Here is a 20,476-nt window from a genome sequence, read left to right as displayed (position 1 = left end):
GCTGGACTCCGCCGGGTCCAGCGCGATTTTTTATGCCCTGGAGGGCTCTCCCGTGCCCCTGCCGGGCCGGCCGTACAGAACCGGGCGGTCGGTCGGCTTCCGGGGCTCCAGGGGCCCTCGGGTGCTCTGTCGGCCGACGGGGAGGCGTGCCGGGGGGCCGGGGCCTTCGTGGGGCTGTGAGCGGGTCTGTGCGGGAGTGTGGGTGAGCGTCCCGGAGGGGGTGGGGACGCGGTGGGACAGCCCCGGACGGAACGGTCTCCGGGGGGCCGCCACCCGGTGATCGCACCCGTGCAATTGCACATATTAAATTCAACAGTTGTAGGGGGCGAGTAAAGTCCCCCAGTCTGAAAACTCTTTCGGTGACTACCGTCACACCGCCCGACGCTTGCCAACTCCCAGCGTGCCACTGCGTGGACGGGGAAGCATCCGGCCGATGGTCATGTCGGGGAGGGTCTTTCGGCCCCGGTCCGCTCCTCCGCGCTCCGCTTCCCAGGGCGTCCGGTCCGTTTCGGGCCCGGCGCGCGGGCCTCGTCCTCGGCTTCACCGGGTGAGCCGACGCCTCCGTCAAGGCGGCGGCGGGCTTCCGAAGCGGCTCCGGAGGCTGCGGAAGACCGGGGAGCGGGCGCCGAGAGGTCGACGGAGAGCACCGAGGGTCGGGCAGCGGGCGCTGAGCGCCGGGCGGGGGGCTTCGGGGAGCCGGCGGCGGGCGCCGAGCGGCCGACGGAGGGCGTCGAAGACCGGGCGGAAGGGGCCGAGGGTTTGGCCGGTGGCGTCGAGGGGTCGGCAGGGGGCGTCGGGGGGTTGCCCAATGGCGTCGAGCGGCCGGCGGTCGGCCCGGCCGCCCCGTCGCCACCGGGCTCCATGGCGAGCCGCAGGAGGCGGTGGCAGACCACGCAGTACCGGGTGAGGTGGCGGTAGGCGGAAGCGGCCGCCAGATGGGCGCGCAGCAGCGCGCGTATCTCGTGTCGTGCCGTGGACGCGGACATCCGAGCCACCTCCCGGTGGGCCCGGCCGTCCCCCGCCGTGAGCAGCGCCGAGGGTGCAGGGACGGCCTCTGCTCTCCGGGGTACCCGGGGCCGGTGGGCTCGTCAAGACGCGAGAAAGCCCGGATCGAAACGATCCGGGCTTTCTCTACTGCGGTCCTGACGGGATTTGAACCCGCGGCCTCCACCTTGACAGGGTGGCGAGCACTCCAAACTGCTCCACAGGACCAGGTTTTCGCTGCTTGCCTTGCGGCTTGCTGCGAAACCAGACTGTACAGGAGGGAAGAGGTCCAGGTCGACTTCACTCCTGGTGGTGACTCCGTCACCGGCCCGCACCCCGGTCCGTCGCGCCCTCCGCGCGGCCCCGGCGGGGCGCCGGGGCCCTCACCGGCCGGGCTCGGGCGCGTCCCCGTCAGGGCGCCAGGGCGTCGATCGCCTTCACGATCCGCTTGTCCGAGACGGGGAACGCCGTGCCCAGCGCATGGGCGAAGTAGCTGACGCGCAGCTCCTCGATCATCCAACGGACGTCCCGCACCTCCTGCGGCACCGGCCGCCCCTGCGGGAACTGTTCGAGCAGCCACGCGTACTCGTCCTGCATCTCGTGGACCTTCTCCATCCGCGTGGTGTCCCGCTGCACGGCCGTCGGCATCTGCTGGAGCCGCCGGTCCGCCGCCACCAGGTAGCGCATCAGGTCCGGCAGCCGGCGCAGCCCGGTGGCCGTGACGAAGCCGGACGGCACGAGACGGGCCAACTGGTCGCGGACGTCGGCGACGTTGACCACCAGCGTCAGGCTGTTGGTCGCCTTCAGCCGGCGCTCGCACGCCTGCCACGCGGCCAGGACCTGCTGCACCTGGTCGATCGTGCGGACGGTCAGGTCCACCAGGTCCGCGCGCACCTTGTCGTACAGCGTCCGGAACGCCTTCTCGTCCCACGCGGGCCCACCGTGCGCGGCGATCAGCCGGTCGGCGGCCGCGGTGGCGCAGTCCTCGAAGAGGGCCTGCACCGAACCGTGCGGATTGCGGGACAGGGCCAGCTTCTGCTGGTTGCTCAGCCGGTCCGAGGCGAACTTCGCCGGATTCACCGGGATGTTCAGCATGATCAGCCGTCGCGTGCCGCGCCACATCGCCTGCTGCTGCTCGGCCTCGGTGTCGAAGAGGCGCACGGCCACGGTGTCGCCCTGGTCGACGAGGGCCGGGTACGCCTTCACCGGCTGCCCGGCGCGACGGGTCTCGAAGACCTTGGTCAGCGTGCCGATCGTCCAGTCCGTGAGGCCCGAACGCTCGATGGACTCGCCCGAGGGGCCCGCGGTCGCGGCGGCGGCCTTGGAGAGCGCCTGGCGGGCCTTCGGGCGCAGCTTCAGCCGGAGCGCCTCCAGGTCCTTGTCCTCCGCCACCTTGCGGCGCCGCTCGTCGACGATCCGGAACGTGATCTTGAGGTGGTCCGGGACCCGGGACAGGTCGAAGTCGTCGGCCGTGACCGGGACGCCCACCATCCGCTGGAGCTCCCGGGCGAGGGTGACCGGCAGCGGCTCCTGGAGCGGAACGGCCCGGTCCAGGAACTTCTCCGCGTAGTTCGGCGCGGGGACGTAGTGGCGGCGGATCGGCTTCGGCAGCGAGCGGATCAGCTCGGTGACGACCTCCTCGCGCAGCCCCGGGATCTGCCAGTCGAAGCCCTCGGCGGTGACCTGGTTGAGCACGTGGAGCGGTACGTGGACGGTCACGCCGTCCGCGTCCGCGCCGGGCTCGAACTGGTACGTCACCTTGAACTTGAGCTTCCCCTGCCGCCAGGAGTCCGGGTAGTCGTCCTTGGTGACGGCCCCGGCCTTCTCGTTGATCAGCATGGAGCGCTCGAAGTCGAGCGCGTCCGGCTCCTCGCGCTTCTTGTTCTTCCACCAGGAGTCGAAGTGCGCCCCGGAGACGATGTGCTCCGGGATGCGCCGGTCGTAGAAGTCGAAGAGCGTCTCGTCGTCCACGAGGATGTCGCGGCGGCGGGCCCGGTGCTCCAACTCCTCGACCTCGCCGAGGAGTTTGCGATTGTCATGGAAGAACTGGTGGTGGGTGCGCCAGTCGCCCTCGACCAGGGCGTTGCGGATGAACAGGTCCCGCGACGCCTCCTGGTCGATCCGGCCGAAATTGACCTTGCGCTGGGCGATGATCGGTACGCCGTAGAGGGTCACCCGCTCGTACGCCATCACCGCCGCCTGGTCCTTCTCCCAGTGCGGCTCGCTGTAGGTGCGCTTCACCAGGTGCTGGGCCAGCGGCTCGATCCACTCGGGCTCGACCTTGGCGTTGACCCGCGCCCACAGCCGGGAGGTCTCCACCAGCTCCGCCGACATCACGAACCGGGGCTGCTTCTTGAACAGCGCCGAGCCGGGGAAGATCGCGAACTTGGCACTGCGCGCGCCCAGGTACTCGTTCTTCTCGGTGTCCTTGAGCCCGATGTGCGACAGCAGACCGGCCAGCAGGGAGGTGTGCACCGCCTGCTCGGGGACGGACGCCTCCGCCTTGGGCTCCTCGACGGCGATGCCCATCTGCTTGGCCACCGTGCGCAGCTGCGCGTAGATGTCCTGCCATTCGCGGATGCGCAGGAAGTTCAGGTACTCCTGCTTGCACATCCGGCGGAACGAGGACGAGCCGCGCTCCTTCTGCTGCTCGCGGACATACGCCCAGAGGTTCAGGTACGCCAGGAAGTCGGACGTCTCGTCCTTGAACCGGGCGTGCTGCTGGTCGGCCTGCGTCTGCTTCTCCGCGGGCCGCTCGCGCGGGTCCTGGATGGAGAGCGCCGCGGCGATGACCATGACCTCGCGGGCGCAGCCGTTCTTGTCGGCCTCGATGACCATGCGGGCCAGGCGCGGGTCCACGGGCAGCTGGGAGAGCTTGCGGCCGAGCGGGGTGAGCCGCTTCTTCGGATCCTTCTCCACCGGGTCGAGCGCACCCAGCTCCTGGAGGAGCTGCACGCCGTCGCGGATGTTGCGGTGGTCCGGCGGGTCGATGAACGGGAACTTCTCGATCTCGCCGAGCCCGGCGGCGGTCATCTGGAGGATGACGGAGGCCAGGTTGGTCCGCAGGATCTCGGCGTCGGTGAACTCCGGCCGGGTGACGAAGTCGTCCTCCGCGTACAGCCGGATGCAGATGCCGTCCGACGTACGGCCGCAACGGCCCTTGCGCTGGTTGGCGCTGGCCTGGGAGATCCGCTCGATGGGCAGCCGCTGGACCTTGGTGCGGTGGCTGTAGCGGGAGATGCGGGCGGTGCCCGGGTCGATCACGTACTTGATGCCGGGGACGGTCAGCGAGGTCTCGGCGACGTTGGTCGCCAGGACGATGCGGCGGCCCGTGTGGCGCTGGAACACGCGGTGCTGCTCGGCGTGCGAGAGACGGGCGTAGAGGGGGAGCACCTCGGTGTGTCTGAGGTTCCGCTTGTTCAGCGCGTCCGCCGTGTCCCGGATCTCCCGCTCACCGGAGAGGAAGACCAGGATGTCGCCGGGGGCCTCGTGGCCCAGCTCGTCGACGGCGTCGCAGATCGCGGTGATCTGGTCGCGGTCGGAGTCCTCGCTGTCCTCTTCGAGGAGGGGGCGGTACCGCACCTCGACGGGGTACGTCCGCCCGCTGACCTCCACGATCGGCGCGTCCCCGAAGTGGCGTGCGAACCGTTCCGGGTCGATGGTCGCGGAGGTGACGACGACCTTCAGATCGGGGCGGCGGGGCAGCAGCCGGGCCAGGTAGCCGAGCAGGAAGTCGATGTTGAGGGACCGCTCGTGGGCCTCGTCGATGATGATCGTGTCGTACGCCAGCAGATCGCGGTCCGTCTGGATCTCCGCGAGCAGGATGCCGTCCGTCATCAGCTTCAGGTACGTCGACTCCGGGTTCACCTGGTCGGTGAAGCGGACCTTCCAGCCGACGGTCTCGCCGAGCGGGGTCTTCAGCTCGTCCGCGACGCGTTCCGCGACCGTGCGGGCGGCGATGCGGCGGGGCTGGGTGTGCCCGATCATGCCCCGGACGCCGCGCCCCAGCTCCATGCAGATCTTGGGCAGCTGAGTGGTCTTCCCGGACCCGGTCTCACCGGCGACGATGACGACCTGGTGGTCGCGTATCGCCTCCAGGATCTCGTCCTTCTTCTGGCTGACCGGCAGCTCTTCCGGGTACGACAGGGCCGGCAGCCGGGCCGCGCGCGCCGCGAGCCGGTCGGCCGCCTTGCCCGCCTCGGCCGCGATCTCGTCCAGCACGGACTGGCGGGCCTCGGGCTTGCGGATGCGGCGCGCTCCTTCGAGGCGCCGGCCGAGCCGGTTCGCGTCGCGGAGCGAGAGCTGACCGAGCTGGGACTGGAGATCGGCGAAGGAAGTAGACATACGGATCCCAGGATCTCACCCGGGCCGCTCCGGTGGCGACCTCATTTCGCGCGGGCTGCGTCACGCGGCACGTACCATTTCGGGCAGTCGAACACCCCGCCACCGCCACCCGCGCGAGAAAGGCCCGGTCCCGTGTCCCGTACGCAGTGGTGGAGCCTGACGGCGCTGCTCGCGGTGGTGCTGGGACTGCTGTGCGGACCGGTGGCCTTCGCGGCGAGCGGGGCGGGGAGCGGGGCGGCGGGCCGGGTCGGCACGGCCGGCACGGCTTCGGCGGCGGTGGAGGCCGGCGCGGCCACGGCCGCCGAAGCGGTCGCGGAGGCTGAGGCGGCCGGTACGGCCTCGACGGTCGCCACGGCCGCCGTGGTCGGCGCCGCCCCGGTTTCCGCCGAGGCGGCCCCGGCCTCCGCGCCTCTTGCCTCCGCCGACGTGCCCCCGGCCTCCGCTTACGCGCCCCCTGCCTCCGCCGCCCCGGTAGCCTCCGCCGACGCGGCCGACGCCGGCACCCGTGTCCCCGGCTGTGGGAAGTTCCGCGATCACGACGGGGAGCCCGCACTGCCCTCCCGTGCCCGGGCCGGTCACGACCTGGCGGCGGGCCTCGCTCCGTGGGGGCTGCCCGAGGCCGGGGCGCCCTCGGCCGCGCCGCCTGCGCAGATACGGGGCCGCGCCCCGGCCCCGTACACCCCGACGCCCGTCGAACTCTCCGTGCTGCGGGTGTAGGCGGGCCCGCGCCGCCCGCCCCACCCATCCCCTCCCGCCCGCACCAGCACGGAGTCCCGCATGTCCACGCCCAAGAAGCCCGCACCGAAGAAGCCCGCGTCCGCGAAGTCCGGCTCGAAGAAGCCCCTCGTCTACGGCGCGGTGGTCGTCGTGGCCGCCGGGCTGCTCGGCTTTGCCTCGTACCAGGCCACCCGCCCCGACGACTCCTCGAAGGACACATCCGCCACCGGCCCCGCAGCCGAGGTCTCCGCCGACCCGAACGAGGGCGTCTACCCGGAGCTGGCGAAGCTCGCCCGCCGGGACGCGGACGACAAGCTGGCCATCGGCCCCGCGGACGCCCCGGTCGTCCTGATCGAGTACGCCGACTTCAAGTGCGGCTACTGCGGCAAGTTCGCCCGGGACACCGAGCCGGAGCTGATCGAGAAGTACGTGAAGGACGGCACGCTCCGCATCGAGTGGCGCAACTTCCCGATCTTCGGCGAGGAGTCCGAGAACGCCGCACGCGCCGCCTGGGCCGCCGGGCAGCAGGACCGCTTCTGGGAGTTCCACGCCGCCGCCTACGCCGAGGGCGCGAAGGAGAAGGGCTTCGGCAAGGGCCGGGTCAAGGCGCTCGCCGAGGAGGCCGGGGTGAAGGACCTGGACCGCTTCATGAAGGACCTCGACGGCGACGCGGCCCGCGCGGCGGTCAAGAAGGACCAGGAGCAGGGGTACGGGATCGGCGCCACGTCCACCCCGTCGTTCCTGATCAACGGCCGCCCGATCGCGGGCGCCCAGCCGGACGAGACGTTCACCCGGGCCATCGAGGCCGCCGCCGAGCAGGCGCAGCGGACGGGCGCGGCGGGCAAGGCCGGGGAGCCCGCGAAGTGACGGCGGACATCGGCTACTTCGCGGCCTTCCTCGGCGGGCTGCTCGCCCTGGTCAGCCCGTGCAGCGCGCTGCTGCTGCCGGCGTTCTTCGCGTACTCCGTCGACTCCGCCTCCCGGCTGCTGGCCCGTACCGGCATCTTCTACGCCGGGCTCGCCACCACCCTCGTCCCGCTCGGCGCGGCCGGTTCGTACGCCGGGAAGCTGTTCTACGGCCACCGCGACGTCCTCGTCACGGGCGCGGGCTGGCTGATCATCGCGCTGGGCGCGGCACAGATCGTCGGCCTCGGCTTCGCCTCGCGTCGGATGGCCGAGCTCAGCGGCCGGATCCGCCCGACCACGGCGTTCTCCGTCTACGCGCTCGGGGCGGTCTACGGCCTGGCCGGCTTCTGCGCGGGCCCGATCCTCGGCAGCGTCCTGACCGTGGCGGCGGTCAGCGGCAGCCCGGTCTACGGCGGGCTGCTGCTGGCGGTGTACGCGCTCGGCATGGCGGTCCCGCTCTTCGTCCTCGCCCTGCTCTGGGAGCGTTTCGACCTCGGGCGCCGGACCTGGCTGCGCGGCCGGACCGTCCGCCTCGGCCGGTTCGAGCTGCACACCACGTCGCTGCTGTCGGGCCTGTTCTTCATCGGGCTCGGCGCACTGTTCCTCGTGTACGACGGGACGACCGCGCTGCCCGGCCTGCTCGGGGTCGACGACTCGTTCGCGGTCGAGCAGTGGGCGCAACGGCTCGGCGAACGCGTACCGGACCTGGCGGCCCTGGCCGGCGCGGCACTGCTCGCGCTCCTGGTCCTGGGCGTACGCGCCCGGCGGCGGCGCGGCACGTCCGTCCCGGCGGACGAGGAGACCGGCGCGCCGGAAGGGGAGACCGAGAAGGTGTGACACGGCGAAGGCCCCGTCCGGTGGACGGGGCCTTCGGGAGGTGGCTGGGGCCGGGATCGAACCGGCGACCTATCGCTTTTCAGGCGATCGCTCGTACCAACTGAGCTACCCAGCCACGCAGCCGCTGGGGCTGCAAGCGGTCCTGACGGGATTTGAACCCGCGGCCTCCACCTTGACAGGGTGGCGAGCACTCCAAACTGCTCCACAGGACCAAGCAATGTGCGAGACAAGTCTCGCACACGGTGAAACGTGCCCCCAACGGGATTCGAACCCGTGCTACCGCCTTGAAAGGGCGGCGTCCTGGGCCACTAGACGATGAGGGCTATTGGCCCGCCGGTTCGCTTTGCAGCGCGTCGGGGACGTGAGAAGCATATGGGATGGGTGGAGCTATCGCCAAAACGGTTTACGGCGCGGGGGTGGGGCGCCCCGAGGAGCGGCCGGGGGAGGGGGCCGGGGAGGCCGACGAGGAGGGGGAGTACGGGGACGGGGTGGGGGATCCGGGGGCGTCCTTCTTCAGGTTCTCCTCCGGGAGATGGCGGCTGACCTCGGCGGTCGTCAGGCCGAGGCCGCCCAGGGTGATCTCGTCCCACGCCTGGAGGCGGCGGGTCGAGCGGTCCATGTAGAGCACCGACGCGTGCACCTTCTCGGGCTTCTCGTTCTGCACGGCGCGCAGTCCGCCGCCGCCCGTCGACCCCTCGACCTTCAGCCGGGTGCCGAGCTTCAGCTGCTCGTTGATCCGGCGGTGGTAGTGGCCGGACAGCACCAGCGGGACCGTGCCGTCGGTCTCCCGGGCGGTGTTCGGGTCGTGGGCGACGGCGATGTCGGCCGGGGTGCCCGCGCGCTCCTGGTCGCGCAGCGCGGTGGCCAGCCGCATGCCCTCCAGCCGGGCGGCCTCCTTGTTGCTGCCGGGGCCGGTCCGGTCCGGGGTGAAGGAGGCGTCGCCGGTGCCCGCGATCCGCAGGCCGCCGACGTTCACGGCCGCGCCGTCGTCCAGGACGCGTACGTTCCTGAACTTCTCCAGGTACTCCTGCGTGCCGCGGGAGTCGTGGTTGCCGCGCACCCAGACATAGGGGGCGCCGAGGTCGCGGATCGGGTCGAGGAAGCCGTTCTCCGCGGCGGACCCGTGGTCCATGGTGTCGCCGGAGTCGACGATGACGTCGATCTCGTACTGCTCGACGAGCGAGGCGATGATGTGCCACGCGGCCGGGTTCAGGTGGATGTCGGAGACGTGCAGGACCCGGATGGTGCCGGGGTCGGGCTGGTAGACGGGGAGCGTGGAGGTCGCGTCGTACAGCTTGGTGACGTTGGTGACCAGGCGGGCCAGTTCTCGCTGGTAGATGTCGAACTCGGTGACGATGGAGCGGGCGTCGCCGACCAGGGACGGGGCGCTGGAGAGCAGCCCGGAGAACTTCGGCTCCAGGACGGACTTCGGGTTCCAGGTGGCGTACGCGCTGACGCCCGAAGCGGCCAGCAGGGTGAGCGCGAGTCCGCCGGCGGCGAGGGCGCGGCGGGGCCGGCGGTAGACGACGAGCCCGAGCGCGGCGGCCCCGGAGACGACGGCGACGCAGGAGCGCACCGCCAGTTCGCGGGTGCCGGCGGCGACGTCCCGGGTGACCTCGTCCTGGAGGTTGGAGAACCGTTCCGGCTGGTCGACCAGGGCCTGGGAGCGTTCGGGGTCGAGGCGGTCCACGTCCACGTCGAGCCGGAGCGGCGCGATGTGCGAGTCCAGCTCCAGCGCGCCGAGCGGGGACACGTTGATCTTGCTGCCGCCGGTGAGGGAGGGGCGCAGCGTCATGGTGGTGTCCATGGGGCCGACCGGCGTACGGATGCTGCCGACCGCGAGCAGGCCCAGCCACGCCCCCAGCACGACGACGGCCAGCATGCCGAGCGCGCGGAGGTAGGGGTGGCGGCCGGGGCCGCGACCGGCGGCGGCCAGGTCGCCGGGGGCCGCCGCCGGGGTGCGGGCGGCGGTACGGCTCCGGGACGACGGGCGGGCGATGCGGCCGAGGCGGCGCCGGACGCGGTCGGCTGCGGCACGGAAGGGGACGCGGACCATTGGGCGCGTATGCCCGGGTACGGCCTCCGTCATGCCGGGCGGGGGCGCCGGTCATGCGTCCGTACGGGGGCGGTCGCCGCGATGCCGGGCGGTGGCCGTCCGCCCGTGCCCGGTCGCTGTCCGCCCGTGCCCGGTCTGCGTCTGGCCGTACCCGGTCGCCGCGATGCCGGGCGGTCGCGGTCTGCCCGTGCCCGGCCCGCGTACGGGACAATGGCCGGGTGCTGGAGATGACGCGCGAACAGTTCGAAGAGCTGGTGAGCCAGGCTCTGGACCGGATTCCGCCGGAGCTGACGCGGCTGATGGACAACGTGGCGGTGTTCGTCGAGGACGAACCGGACCCCGGCGACCCCGACCTGCTCGGCCTCTACGAGGGCACCCCGCTCACCGACCGGGGCGAGTGGTACGCGGGGGTGCTGCCGGACCGGATCACCGTCTACCGGGGCCCGACGCTGCGGATGTGCGAGACGCGGGAGGACGTCGTCGCGGAGACCGAGATCACCGTGGTCCACGAGATCGCCCACCACTTCGGCATCGACGACGAGCGGCTGCACGCCCTGGGGTACGGATGAGCGAGCAGGAACCGCGGGAACTGCCGGAACCGGGACCGCCGTCCGCGCCGCAGGGCCGGGTGCTGGCGGCGGTCGCGGCCGGCGGCGCGCTCGGGGCGCTCGCCCGGTACGGGGCGCTGGTGCTGTGGCCCGGCGCGGGCGGCTTCCCGTGGAGGGTGTTCGTGGTGAACGTGAGCGGCTGCGCCCTCATCGGAGTGCTGATGGTGCTGACCGTCGAACGCGGCCGGATCGCGCACCCGCTGGTGCGGCCGTTCCTGGGCGTCGGCGTGCTCGGCGGCTACACGACGTTCTCGACGTACGCGGCGGACGTCTCGGGCCTGCTGGCGCGTCAGGAGGTCGCGGTGGCGATGGCGTACACGGCGGCGACGGCGGTGGCCGCGCTCGCCGCGGTGTGGGCGGCGGCGGTGGCGACCCGGGCCTGGCTGGACCGGGGCGCGGGCTCGGGCGCGGGCTCGGACGCGCGGTCGGATGTGCGCTCGGATACGCGGTCGGGTGTGCGGGACATGGGAACGGGGAGGGCGGTGTGACCTGGCTGCTGGTGGCGATCGGAGGTGCGGTGGGCGCGCCCCTGCGCTATCTGACGGACCGTGCGGTGCAGGCGTCCCAGGGCCCGGGCGTCCCGTACGTCTTCCCGTGGGGCACCTTCACGGCGAACATCGCGGGCAGCCTGCTGCTCGGCGTGCTGACCGGCGCTGCGGTCTCCTCCCCGGCGCACGCCCTGCTGGCGACGGGCCTGTGCGGGGCGCTGACGACGTACTCGACGTTCTCGTACGAGACCCTCCGTCTGGCCGAGACGGGCCGCGCCTTCCTGGCGGCGGCCAATGTGCTGGCCTCCCTGCTGGCCGGGCTGGGCGCGGTGTTCGTGGGGGCCGAACTGGCGGGCGGGTTCGGGGTGTAGGGGGTGCCGACTCCGGCGTGAGGCGGGCGATCGCCCGGCGCCGGCCGGGCGTACGGGGCTGCGGCGCGGGCCTGGGCGTGCGGGGCCCTGGAGCTGGCCTGGGCGTGCGGCGCCGGCTTCGGCGTACGGGGCCGGGTTCGGCGGTGTCGGTGGCGCGGGGGCCCGGCGTACGGGGTGGCTCGGGTGGGCGTCGCGCGGGCGGGTGCAGTTTCGGGCGTGTCTCCGGCGGGGTCCGGGGAGTTGGGCACGGTACGACGCCGAGTCCGGTCAGCTCCGGCCTCCGGTCGGTCCGGTGGCTCCGGTCTCCGGTCCGGTGGCTCTGGTCGGTCCGTCGGTCCGGTCGCCGGTCCTCCGGTCGCGGGTCCTCCGGTCGGTCCGGTCTCCGGTCCTCCGGTCGCGGTTCCGGCCGTTCCGGTCGCCGCTGCGGCTCCCCGCCCAGGGTGCCGGTCCGACCGCCGGGCCGGTGGCCCGTTCCGGTCGGCCCCGGGCGTCGCGCTCCACGCCCGCCCCGCTCCTGCTCCCTCGCCCCCGGAGGTGCCCCTCGTGCGCCAGTTGTCCGTCCCTCTCCGCTGGGCCGCCGTCACCGCGCTGACGATCGCCGCCTCCACCGGCTGCATGAGCGTCGGGGAGGACGACGCCGGAGCCCCGGGACCCTCCCGCTCCACCGGCGCGAAGGGGTCCGACGTCGACCCGGCCGGGGACACGGTCACCGACTCCGGGCGGGCCGGAGGGCGCCCCGGGGGCGTCCACCCGCAATCGGACCGGGCCGCCCCCGGGGCCACCCCGCGCCCGGAAGCTTCCGGCGCCGAGCCCTCGGCGACGCCGAAGGACCGGCGCCCCGAAGCGGCCGCACCGAAGCCCACCCGGGGCACCGGCGGTACGCGGCCCGCGCCGACGCCCTCGGCCCCGGGGCCGGGCGAGCCGCCGCCGACCGTTCCGGAGCCGCCGGCCACGACGCCGCCCGCGCCGGACCCGGACCCGGAGCCCGATCCTGAACCCACCGTGCCGCCGGAGCCGCAGCCCTCGGCCACGCCCGGCGCGCAGCTCCGGGCGCAGGGGATGAACAGCCGGGAGGCCGTCCGGCCGCTGCGGACCCCGGAGGCATCACCGCAGGTCAAGCCGGTGTGACCGGCGCCTCCCAGGGCCGGGTTTGCGCTGGGCGGGGGAGAGTGCGTATGGTAGTAGATCGTTTGATCCCATTGCCCGGCGCCGACACAGAAGAGCGCCGTGTGGCGCGTACTCTCCCTTGCCGTGGCTGGACCGCATTGAGGCGGTCGAAATTGCGAATCACGGAGTTATGGGCGCGTGCCGAGACTCCGGAAGGTTTCGCATTTCGCATGTCAATTTCCAGTTCTGACCGCACCGTCATGCCCGAGAACGTCGACAGCGCCCAGCTCGCCGAGCTGGTCGAGTCCGCCGTGACCGAGGCCCCCGCCGGTGCGACCGCCCCGGCCGCCGAGAAGTCCGTCGCGGACTTCGTCGCCGACAAGCAGTCCGCCGAGAAGCAGGCGACCGCGACCCCGTCCGCCGAGCAGGCCGACGACTCCTCCGCCGAGCAGCCGGCCGCCGACGCGCAGGCCGATGAGCCCGCCGCCGACGCCGAGCCGACCGTCACCTTCGGCGACCTGGGCCTGCCCGAGGGCATCGTCCGCAAGCTCGCGCAGAACGGCGTGACCACCCCCTTCCCGATCCAGGCGGCGACCATCCCGGACGCCCTGGCCGGCAAGGACATCCTCGGCCGCGGCCGTACGGGCTCCGGCAAGACCCTCTCCTTCGGTCTGCCGACCCTGGCCGCCCTGGCCGGTGGCCGCACCGAGAAGAAGAAGCCCCGCGCGGTCATCCTGACCCCGACCCGTGAGCTGGCGATGCAGGTCGCGGACGCGCTGCAGCCGTACGGCGACGTGCTCGGCCTCAAGATGAAGGTCGTCTGCGGCGGTACGTCGATGGGCAACCAGATCTACGCCCTGGAGCGCGGCGTCGACATCCTCGTCGCCACCCCGGGCCGCCTGCGCGACATCATCAACCGCGGCGCCTGCTCCCTGGAGGACGTCCAGGTCGCCGTCCTCGACGAGGCCGACCAGATGTCCGACCTGGGCTTCCTGCCCGAGGTCACCGAGCTGCTGGACCAGGTTCCGGCCGGCGGTCAGCGGATGCTCTTCTCCGCCACCATGGAGAACGAGATCGGCACGCTGGTCAAGCGCTACCTCTCCAACCCGGTCACGCACGAGGTCGACAGCGCCCAGGGCAACGTCACGACCATGTCGCACCACGTCCTCGTCGTGAAGCCGAAGGACAAGGCGCCGGTCACGGCCGCCATCGCCGCCCGCAAGGGCCGCACGATCATCTTCGTCCGCACCCAGCTGGGCGCCGACCGCATCGCCGAGCAGCTCATCGAGTCCGGCGTGAAGGCCGACGCGCTGCACGGCGGCATGACGCAGGGCGCCCGTACCCGGGTCCTGGAGGACTTCAAGAAGGGTTACGTCAACGCGCTCGTCGCCACCGACGTGGCCGCCCGAGGCATCCACGTCGACGGCATCGACCTGGTCCTGAACGTGGACCCGGCCGGCGACCACAAGGACTACCTGCACCGCTCGGGCCGTACCGCCCGTGCCGGCAGGTCCGGTGTCGTCGTCTCGCTGGCGCTCCCGCACCAGCGCCGCCAGATCTTCCGCCTGATGGAGGACGCGGGCGTCGACGCCTCGCGCCACATCGTCCAGGGCGCGGGCGTCTTCGAGCCGGAGGTCGCCGAGATCACCGGCGCCCGTTCGCTCACCGAGGTCCAGGCGGACTCCGCGAACAACGCCGCCAAGCAGGCCGAGCGCGAGGCCGCCGACCTGACGAAGCAGCTGGAGCGGGTCCAGCGCCGCGCCGTCGAGCTGCGTGAGGAGGCCGACCGCCTGGTCGCCCGCGCCGCGCGCGAGCGGGGCGACGACCCCGAGGCCGCGGTGGCCGAGGTGGCCGCCGAGGCCGAGGCCGCCCTCGTGGCAGCCGTCTCCGTCCCCGAGCAGCCGGCCGCCCGCGACGAGCAGCGCCGCGACGAGCGGGGCAACTACGAGCGCCGCGACAACCGCGGTGGTGACCGTGGCGGCTACCGCGGCGGCAACGACCGCTCGTCGGGTGGTTTCCGCTCCGGTGGCGACCGTCGCGATGACCGTGGTGGCCGTTCCTTCGAGCGTCGTGACAACGACCGTCCGTCGTTCCGCGGTGGCAGCGACCGTCGTGACGACCGTGGCGGCCGTTCCTTCGAGCGCCGTGACGACCGCCCCTCGTTCAACCGCGACCGTCGCGACGACCGTCCCTCCGGTGGCTTCCGCTCCGGCGGCAGCGACCGCCCGTTCAACCGGGACCGCCGCGACGACCGTCCCTCGGGCGGCTTCCGCTCCGGCGGCCACGACCGCCCCACCGGCCGTCGTGACGACCACCGCGGCGCCAACACCGGCACGAACACCGGCTCCTTCGGCCGCCGTGACGACAAGCCGCGCTGGAAGCGCAACGGCTGACCCCCGCCCGGCCCGCTGAGGCCGAGCAGGTCCGCCCGACAGACCGGCAGGGCCCGTACGCCACCGAACCGACTCGGTGCCGTACGGGCCCTGTTGCCGTTCCCACCCCCACCACCCCTCCGGACCAGGCACGACGCCCCCAAGACCGATACCGGATCGGCTGCCGGGCCGGGGCGGGCTATGCTCGGGGGGTGATGTCACGGGGGCCGTTAGCTCAATTGGTCAGAGCAGCGGACTTTTAATCCGTTGGTTGTGGGTTCGAGTCCCACACGGCCTACCGACAGTAGGGCGAGGAAACCTCCTCTGACCTGCTACTCAGCGCCTCGACCGGCTTCGGCCGGTCGGGGCGTTCCGGTGTTCGGGGGTTCGTGCGTGAGCGGATCGTCACCGGTTCTCCTGCGGAGGGACTGCCTTGCCGCTGAGTTACACGGGGAGGGTGTCTCCCGCACCCTGTTACTGGGCGTCCTCGCCCGCCTTCACGAGGGCCGCTCCGCCTTCGTGGCTGCTGCGAAGTCACCATGGCAGTTTGCCGAGTGCCGAGTCATGTGATCCCGCGCAGGTCGTCAGCACAGATCGAATACCCGCGCTCCGGGGCGGGCGCTGATGCGATGCAGCTCGACAGCGAGACGAGCTGATTGTTGTCCCTGATCGCGATCTGCCTGAGGGACCCGCGCGACTTCGGACCTGGTGGTTATGCCATCACTTGTATGACTCTTTCATGGCGATACACCAATAAATCTGCATATATGTTCCTCATTATGTGTGACATTAGCCCGTTCCGGATCCAGATCCCGCAGGCCGCTCTCGACGATCTACAGGACCGCCTGGCACGCACCCGATCGCCGTACCCGGTACCCGGTGCCGCATCGGAGTGGGATCACGGCATCTCGCCGGACCACCTCCACGAACTGGCCGAATACTGGAGGAACGGATTCGACTGGCGGGCCCATGAGGCCAGGCTGAACGCCTATCCGCAGTTTCTGACCGAGATCGACGGGCAGACCATCCACTTCCTGCATCTGCGCTCGCCGGAGCCGGACGCCACGCCGCTGTTGCTGAACCACAGCTACCCGACCTCGTTCGTGGAGTTCCTGGAAGCGAGCGGGCCGCTGACCGATCCGCGCGCTCATGGCGGGGACTCCGCCGACGCGTTCCACGTAGTCATTCCCTCGCTGCCCGGCTTCGCCTTCTCCAGCCCTCTCTCGGCGCGCGGCTGGAACCTGGAGCGCACCGCCCTGGCCTTCGGCGAGCTGATGACCCGCCTGGGCTATGGGCGATTCGGCGTCGAAGGGGGCGACCTCGGGGCCGGCGTGACCGGTCGAGTGGTCACCCTGATGCCGGACCGGGTCATCGGTGCGCACACCCACGGCGACCGGCTCCAGCTCGGCATGGCCGGCGAGGACTTGCCCGTGCCGGACGGGCTGAGCCCGGACGAGCAAGCCGGGCTCGAAGCGGCGCAGCGCAACTGGTCGCAGATGAAGGGCTACAAGGTGCTGCACATGACCGCACCCAACGCTCTCTCGGCGGGCCTGGCCGACTCTCCGGTCCTGCAGTTGGCGTGGATCGCCGAGAAGTTCGTGCAATGGGCCAATCCCGCCACTCCGATCAGCCGCGAGAACGTGCTGATCACCGCGAGCCTGTACTGGTTCACCCGGACCGGCCCGGCGGCGGGTGACTTCTACTGGGAGCTGGCCCACGCCGACGACCCGGGCTGGGGCAGTCCTTCCGGGGTGCCCATGGCTTCCTCGCTGTTCTCCAGCGACCCGCTGGTCCGCAAGGTCCTCGGCCCGCGTGACGACACCACCTTCTTCCGCGAGCACGCCGAGGGCGGGCACTTTCCCGCCTTCGAGGTTCCCGACCTGTTCGTCGACGACATCCGCGCCTTCTTCCGCACCCTCCGCACCTGACAGGGCGTTGGCTGGAGCGGGTACTACGACCACCGCGTGACTCGTACGAGCGGTCCGGCGGTCAGTCCGAGGCGGTTCGCCAGGCGTGTTCAGCGTCCTGTGCGGTGGGGTGGCTGGGGAAGACATCGTCCAGACCGGTGATGCCGAGGATCCGGGAGAGACGTTCGGGGACGGCTGCCAGCGCGATGGTCGCGTCGGCGGCCAGAGCGTGGTTGCGGGCTGCGATGAGGACGGTGAGGCCGCTGGAGTCGCAGAAGGTGATGCCCTTGAGGTCCACGACGAGCTGTTGCCCAGGGCGCAGAGCGAGACCGGCCAGGGCGTCGCGGACCCGTGGCGCGGTGTGATGGTCGAGTTCCCCGGCGAGTTCCATGACCGGGCCGGCAGCGGTGGTGCGGGTGCTCAGGGTCAAGTGCTGGGTCACTGCTGCTCTTCACTGAGGGGTCGGGGCACGTGGATGGCGAGGACCGCGGTGTCGTCGTCCACGCCGGTGCCGAAGGCGTCGAGCAGGTCGCGAACGGCACCGATGGTGTCCGATGCGGTGGTGGGGGCGAGGTCGCGGCCGAAGTCGAGGAGAGCGTCGTCGCCGTAGCGGTCATCGCCGCCGGCGGCGGTGGTGTGGGCTTCGGTGAGGCCGTCGGTGTGCAGGAGCAGGGTGTCGCCGGGGGAGAGGTGGACGGTGGTGGTGGCGATGTGGGCGTTGGGCAGGGCGCCGATGAGCTGCCCGCCGGGGGTGGGCAGGTAGTCGGCGGTGCCGTCGGCGCGCATCAGCAGGGCCGGGGGGTGGCCGCCGCTGGCCAGCGTGATGCGGAAGCCGCCGCGGTCGGGGTCGGGGGTGAGCAGGCCGAAGACGACGGTGCAGAAGCGGGGGTCGGTTCCCTGGTACTCGTGGTTGAGGACGGTGTTGAGGTTGGCGAGTACGGCGGCCGGGTCCGGGTTGTAGACAGCAGCGGCGCGCAGGGTGTAGCGGGCCAGGGAGGTGACGGCTGCCGCGGCGGCGCCCTTGCCGCAGACGTCGCCCAGGAAGAGGCCCCAGGTGCCGGCGGCGAGGGGGAACAGGTCGTAGAAGTCGCCGCCGACTTCGTCGACGGAGGCGATGTGGTAGTGCGCTGAGACGTCGAGGCCGGGTACGTTCGCCAGCGTGGGGGGCAGCAGCGTCTTCTGCAGGGTGGTGTTCAGGAGCTTGAGGCGGTCGCGTTCCTGGTCGGCCTCCTGGCGGGCGCGCAGCAGTTCCGTCTCGTAGGCGCGGCGGTCGCGGGCGTCGAAGAGGGTGGTGCGAATCAGCAGGGGCTGTCCGTCGCTTCCGGTCTTGACCGTCGAGGTGACCATGACGGGCAGGTGGGAGCCGTCGGCCGCCTTGAGTTCCAGGGCGATGCCGCTGATCTCGCCCTGCATCTGGAGCAACGGGGCGAAGTGGGTCTCGTGGTAGAGCCGGCCCCCGACGGTCAGAAGGTCGGAGAAGTCCATGCGGCCCACCAGGTCGCCGCGCCGGTAGCCGAGCCAGTCCAGCAGTGTCGCGTTGACCTTCGCGATCCTGCCGTCCAGCAGGGTGGAGAGGTAGCCGCACGGGGCGTGCTCGTAGAGGTCCTCGGCACTGTCCTCCAGCATTTCGGAGAAGCGGGCCTCCTCATGCACCGGTGCTTGGTCCTTGCTGTCCGCAGCCTCGCCCGTCTCGCACATCACCGCGCCGTCCCGGCGAACGCTGCGATCGCCGCGGCGGTCTCCTCCGGTGCGGCGAGCTGAGGGCAGTGCCCCGTCGCGTTCAGCGTCACCAGTCGGCTTCCCGGGATCTGGGCGTGGACGTACGCGCCGACCTCCGGCGGTGCGATCGCATCGCTGGAGCACTGGGCGACCAGCGTGGGCACCCGCACCGCCGCGAGGTCGGCGCGGTTGTCGGACAGGAACGTCACCCGGGCGAAGACCCGCGCGATCTCCGGATCCGTACGACAGAAGCTGTTCGTCAGCTCCTCGCCCAACTCGGGCCGCCCCGGGTTCCCCATGATCACCGGTGCCATCGCGCCTGACCAGCCGAGATAGTTGGCGTCCAGCGACTCCAGCAGCTCATCGATGTCGGCGGCGCTGAAGCCACCCCGGTACCCGGCGGCCGGATCGTCGATAAAACAGGGAGACGGTGCGAGCAGCACCAGCCCGGAGAACGCCTCCGGCTCGTGCGCGGCGGCCAGCACGCCCATCATCGCGCTCACCGAATGCCCCACGAACATGACCGGCCCCAGCGCCAACTCCCGAATTATTTGCAGGACATCGGCTACGTACCCGTCCAGCGATCCGTACCGGACCCGGCTCCAGGAAGACAGCTGCGAGTTTCCCGAGCCGACATGGTCGAAAAGGACGACGGTGAAATGCTGCTCCAGCGTCGGCACCACCAGACGCCACATGTTCTGGTCGCACCCGAACCCGTGCGCCAGCATCACCACCGGTGCACCGGTCCGCCCGGTCACCCTGACATGGTTCCTGCTCCGCACGTCCATGCCCGCCATCGTCGCAGACCCCCGGCGGGAGGGCTTCTCCCGTGGCTCGTGGCCGGGGCCTACGGTCGCGTGCGGCGGGAGCGTCGCGCCGTTGCGGCGGGTGTGGCCCCGTGGGCGGGGTGAGGGATCACCGGTCATGCGGGGCGTGCCTCTGTCCGGCGCAGGGGAGCGCCTGCCTGGTGGAGGCTGCGGAGTGCTTGCCGGTAGGAGGCGATCAGGCTTGTCTCCAGGTAGGCGACGTCCAGCTCTTCGCAGTAGCGCTGGACGACGATCTGGGCCTTGCGCAGGTTGGGGCTGGGCATGCTCGGGAAGAGATGGTGCTCGATCTGGTAGTTCAGCCCGCCCAGGACGATGTCGGTGAACCAATTGCCGCGGACGTTGCGTGACGTCAGGACCTGGCGGCGCAGGAAGTCCGGGCGGTCGTCGCCTGTCCGGATCGGCATGCCCTTGTGGTTGGGGGCGAAGACGGAGCCGAGGTACAGACCGAAGAGGCCCTGGTGGACGGCCAGGAAGGCGATCGCCATGCCGGGCGGCAGCACCAGGAAGAGCGCCGTCAGGTAGACCGCGCAGTGCGCCACGAGCAGTGACCCCTCCAGCAGCCGGTGCTTGAGCGAACGGTCGGCGAGCGCCCGCAGGCCCGATACGTGCAGGTTGAAGGCTTCCAGGGTGAGGAGAGGGAAGAACAGGTACGCCTGCGAGCGGCCGATCAGCCGGGGCAGGCCCTTGGCCGCGCGGGCCTGGTCCTGCGACCAGACCAGCAGATCGGGCTCGATGTCGGGGTCGAGTGTCTCGTGGTTGGGGTTGGCGTGGTGGCGGGTGTGCTTGTCCTGCCACCAGCCGTAGCCCATGCCGATGCCGACGTTCGCGGTGATGCGCCCCGACCTCTCGCTGGCCTTGCGCAGACGGAAGACCTGGCGGTGGGCGATGTCGTGGGCCAGCAGCGCCACCTGGCCGAAGACCGCGGCCAGGAAGACGGCGACGGCCAGGTTCCACCAGGAGGCGCCGACGAGGATGAACGCGGTCCAGCCGGCGACGTACAGGGCACCCACAGCCACGATCCGGACCGCGTAGTAGCGGGGTCGCCGGGCCATCAGGCCGTGATCGACGATCCTCTTGGACAGCCGGGCGAAATCGCTCCCGGTCGTCCGCTCGGGGCGGACGGAGACTTCTGCGGTCATGGGTACGAACCTCTCGTGGCCGACACCGGACAGCCGTTGGGCGGTCACCGCGATGTGGTGGGAACGGAACAGCCGAGGACGTGACCGCTGTTGCT

Annotated in this window: 16 protein-coding genes and 5 tRNA genes; 10 read left to right on the top strand and 11 right to left on the bottom strand. The window is 71.7% G+C overall.

What is annotated here, in order from left to right:
• Positions 1-437: 437 nt before the first annotated feature.
• From IF19_RS1000000138960 to hrpA, 3 genes are all read right to left on the bottom strand, one after another.
• The gene (locus IF19_RS1000000138960) at positions 438-986 is read right to left on the bottom strand and encodes a DUF6274 family protein (RefSeq protein ID WP_078580718.1); all 549 of its coding nucleotides are present in this window, start codon (positions 984-986) and stop codon (positions 438-440) included.
• 151 nt (positions 987-1,137) lie between these two features.
• Positions 1,138-1,212 (bottom strand) — tRNA-Asp (locus IF19_RS0128610).
• Positions 1,213-1,395: 183 nt separating this feature from the next.
• Complete coding sequence (hrpA, locus tag IF19_RS0128605; protein ID WP_030117283.1) at positions 1,396-5,328, bottom strand: ATP-dependent RNA helicase HrpA; 3,933 nt, start codon at positions 5,326-5,328, stop codon at positions 1,396-1,398.
• A gap of 132 nt (positions 5,329-5,460) precedes the next feature.
• Here hrpA and IF19_RS1000000137825 point away from each other — a divergent pair, with 132 nt between their 5' ends.
• From IF19_RS1000000137825 to IF19_RS0128590, 3 genes are read left to right on the top strand one after another with little or no spacing between them, the layout of a single operon-like run.
• On the top strand, positions 5,461-6,045 hold the full coding sequence (locus IF19_RS1000000137825; protein WP_030276634.1) for a hypothetical protein: 585 nt from the start codon (positions 5,461-5,463) through the stop codon (positions 6,043-6,045).
• A 60-nt stretch (positions 6,046-6,105) separates the two neighbouring features.
• The gene (locus tag IF19_RS0128595) at positions 6,106-6,912 is read left to right on the top strand and encodes a DsbA family protein (protein ID WP_030117286.1); all 807 of its coding nucleotides are present in this window, start codon (positions 6,106-6,108) and stop codon (positions 6,910-6,912) included.
• Entirely contained in the window at positions 6,909-7,787 is an 879-nt protein-coding gene (locus IF19_RS0128590; protein WP_030117287.1) for a cytochrome c biogenesis CcdA family protein, read from the top strand. The genes IF19_RS0128595 and IF19_RS0128590 overlap by 4 nt, the downstream gene beginning before the upstream one ends.
• 41 nt (positions 7,788-7,828) lie before the next feature.
• Here IF19_RS0128590 and IF19_RS0128585 read toward each other — a convergent pair.
• The 4 genes from IF19_RS0128585 to IF19_RS0128570 form a co-directional block, all read right to left on the bottom strand.
• Positions 7,829-7,902, bottom strand: a tRNA-Phe gene (locus IF19_RS0128585).
• 22 nt (positions 7,903-7,924) lie between these two features.
• Positions 7,925-7,999, bottom strand: a tRNA-Asp gene (locus IF19_RS0128580).
• A gap of 38 nt (positions 8,000-8,037) precedes the next feature.
• Positions 8,038-8,110, bottom strand: a tRNA-Glu gene (locus tag IF19_RS0128575).
• An 80-nt stretch (positions 8,111-8,190) separates the two neighbouring features.
• Complete coding sequence (locus tag IF19_RS0128570; protein ID WP_030117288.1) at positions 8,191-9,843, bottom strand: metallophosphoesterase family protein; 1,653 nt, start codon at positions 9,841-9,843, stop codon at positions 8,191-8,193.
• 218 nt (positions 9,844-10,061) lie between these two features.
• Between IF19_RS0128570 and IF19_RS0128565 the strand changes: the two genes are divergently transcribed.
• The 7 genes from IF19_RS0128565 to IF19_RS0128530 all read left to right on the top strand — a co-directional run bounded on the left by IF19_RS0128565 (position 10,062) and on the right by IF19_RS0128530 (position 16,717).
• The gene (locus tag IF19_RS0128565) at positions 10,062-10,412 is read left to right on the top strand and encodes a metallopeptidase family protein (protein ID WP_030117289.1); all 351 of its coding nucleotides are present in this window, start codon (positions 10,062-10,064) and stop codon (positions 10,410-10,412) included.
• Positions 10,409-10,939 carry a FluC/FEX family fluoride channel gene (locus IF19_RS0128560; protein WP_050493984.1) on the top strand — a complete coding sequence of 177 codons (531 nt, stop codon included), beginning with the start codon at positions 10,409-10,411 and terminating at the stop codon, positions 10,937-10,939. The genes IF19_RS0128565 and IF19_RS0128560 overlap by 4 nt, the downstream gene beginning before the upstream one ends.
• A complete protein-coding gene (crcB, locus tag IF19_RS0128555) occupies positions 10,936-11,310 on the top strand; it encodes a fluoride efflux transporter CrcB (protein WP_030117291.1) in 375 nt (124 codons plus the stop codon). Before IF19_RS0128560 ends, crcB begins: the two co-directional genes overlap by 4 nt.
• A gap of 543 nt (positions 11,311-11,853) precedes the next feature.
• Positions 11,854-12,438: a hypothetical protein gene (locus tag IF19_RS0128545; RefSeq protein ID WP_030117293.1), complete on the top strand. Its 585-nt coding sequence runs from the start codon at positions 11,854-11,856 to the stop codon at positions 12,436-12,438.
• A gap of 239 nt (positions 12,439-12,677) precedes the next feature.
• Positions 12,678-14,810, top strand: a complete 2,133-nt coding sequence (locus IF19_RS0128540) for a DEAD/DEAH box helicase (protein ID WP_030290154.1) — start codon at positions 12,678-12,680, stop codon at positions 14,808-14,810.
• A 203-nt stretch (positions 14,811-15,013) separates the two neighbouring features.
• Positions 15,014-15,087 (top strand) — tRNA-Lys (locus IF19_RS0128535).
• A gap of 481 nt (positions 15,088-15,568) precedes the next feature.
• Positions 15,569-16,717 (top strand): epoxide hydrolase family protein, encoded by a 1,149-nt coding sequence (locus IF19_RS0128530; protein ID WP_199807294.1) that lies wholly within the window; start codon positions 15,569-15,571, stop codon positions 16,715-16,717.
• A 61-nt stretch (positions 16,718-16,778) separates the two neighbouring features.
• Here IF19_RS0128530 and IF19_RS0128525 read toward each other — a convergent pair whose 3' ends face one another.
• The 4 genes from IF19_RS0128525 to IF19_RS0128510 all read right to left on the bottom strand — a co-directional run bounded on the left by IF19_RS0128525 (position 16,779) and on the right by IF19_RS0128510 (position 20,381).
• The gene (locus tag IF19_RS0128525; RefSeq protein WP_030117297.1) at positions 16,779-17,138 is read right to left on the bottom strand and encodes an STAS domain-containing protein; all 360 of its coding nucleotides are present in this window, start codon (positions 17,136-17,138) and stop codon (positions 16,779-16,781) included.
• On the bottom strand, positions 17,135-18,394 hold the full coding sequence (locus IF19_RS0128520; RefSeq protein ID WP_030117298.1) for a PP2C family protein-serine/threonine phosphatase: 1,260 nt from the start codon (positions 18,392-18,394) through the stop codon (positions 17,135-17,137). Before IF19_RS0128520 ends, IF19_RS0128525 begins: the two co-directional genes overlap by 4 nt.
• Complete coding sequence (locus IF19_RS0128515; protein ID WP_030117299.1) at positions 18,394-19,203, bottom strand: alpha/beta fold hydrolase; 810 nt, start codon at positions 19,201-19,203, stop codon at positions 18,394-18,396. The genes IF19_RS0128520 and IF19_RS0128515 overlap by 1 nt, the downstream gene beginning before the upstream one ends.
• A gap of 134 nt (positions 19,204-19,337) precedes the next feature.
• Entirely contained in the window at positions 19,338-20,381 is a 1,044-nt protein-coding gene (locus tag IF19_RS0128510) for a fatty acid desaturase family protein (RefSeq protein ID WP_030117300.1), read from the bottom strand.
• Between the last annotated feature and the right edge of the window lie 95 nt (positions 20,382-20,476).

Source organism: Streptomyces californicus (genome assembly GCF_000717645.1).
In the GTDB taxonomy this organism is placed as follows: domain Bacteria; phylum Actinomycetota; class Actinomycetes; order Streptomycetales; family Streptomycetaceae; genus Streptomyces; species Streptomyces californicus.
This window is presented reverse-complemented; position numbering and strand designations above follow the sequence as displayed.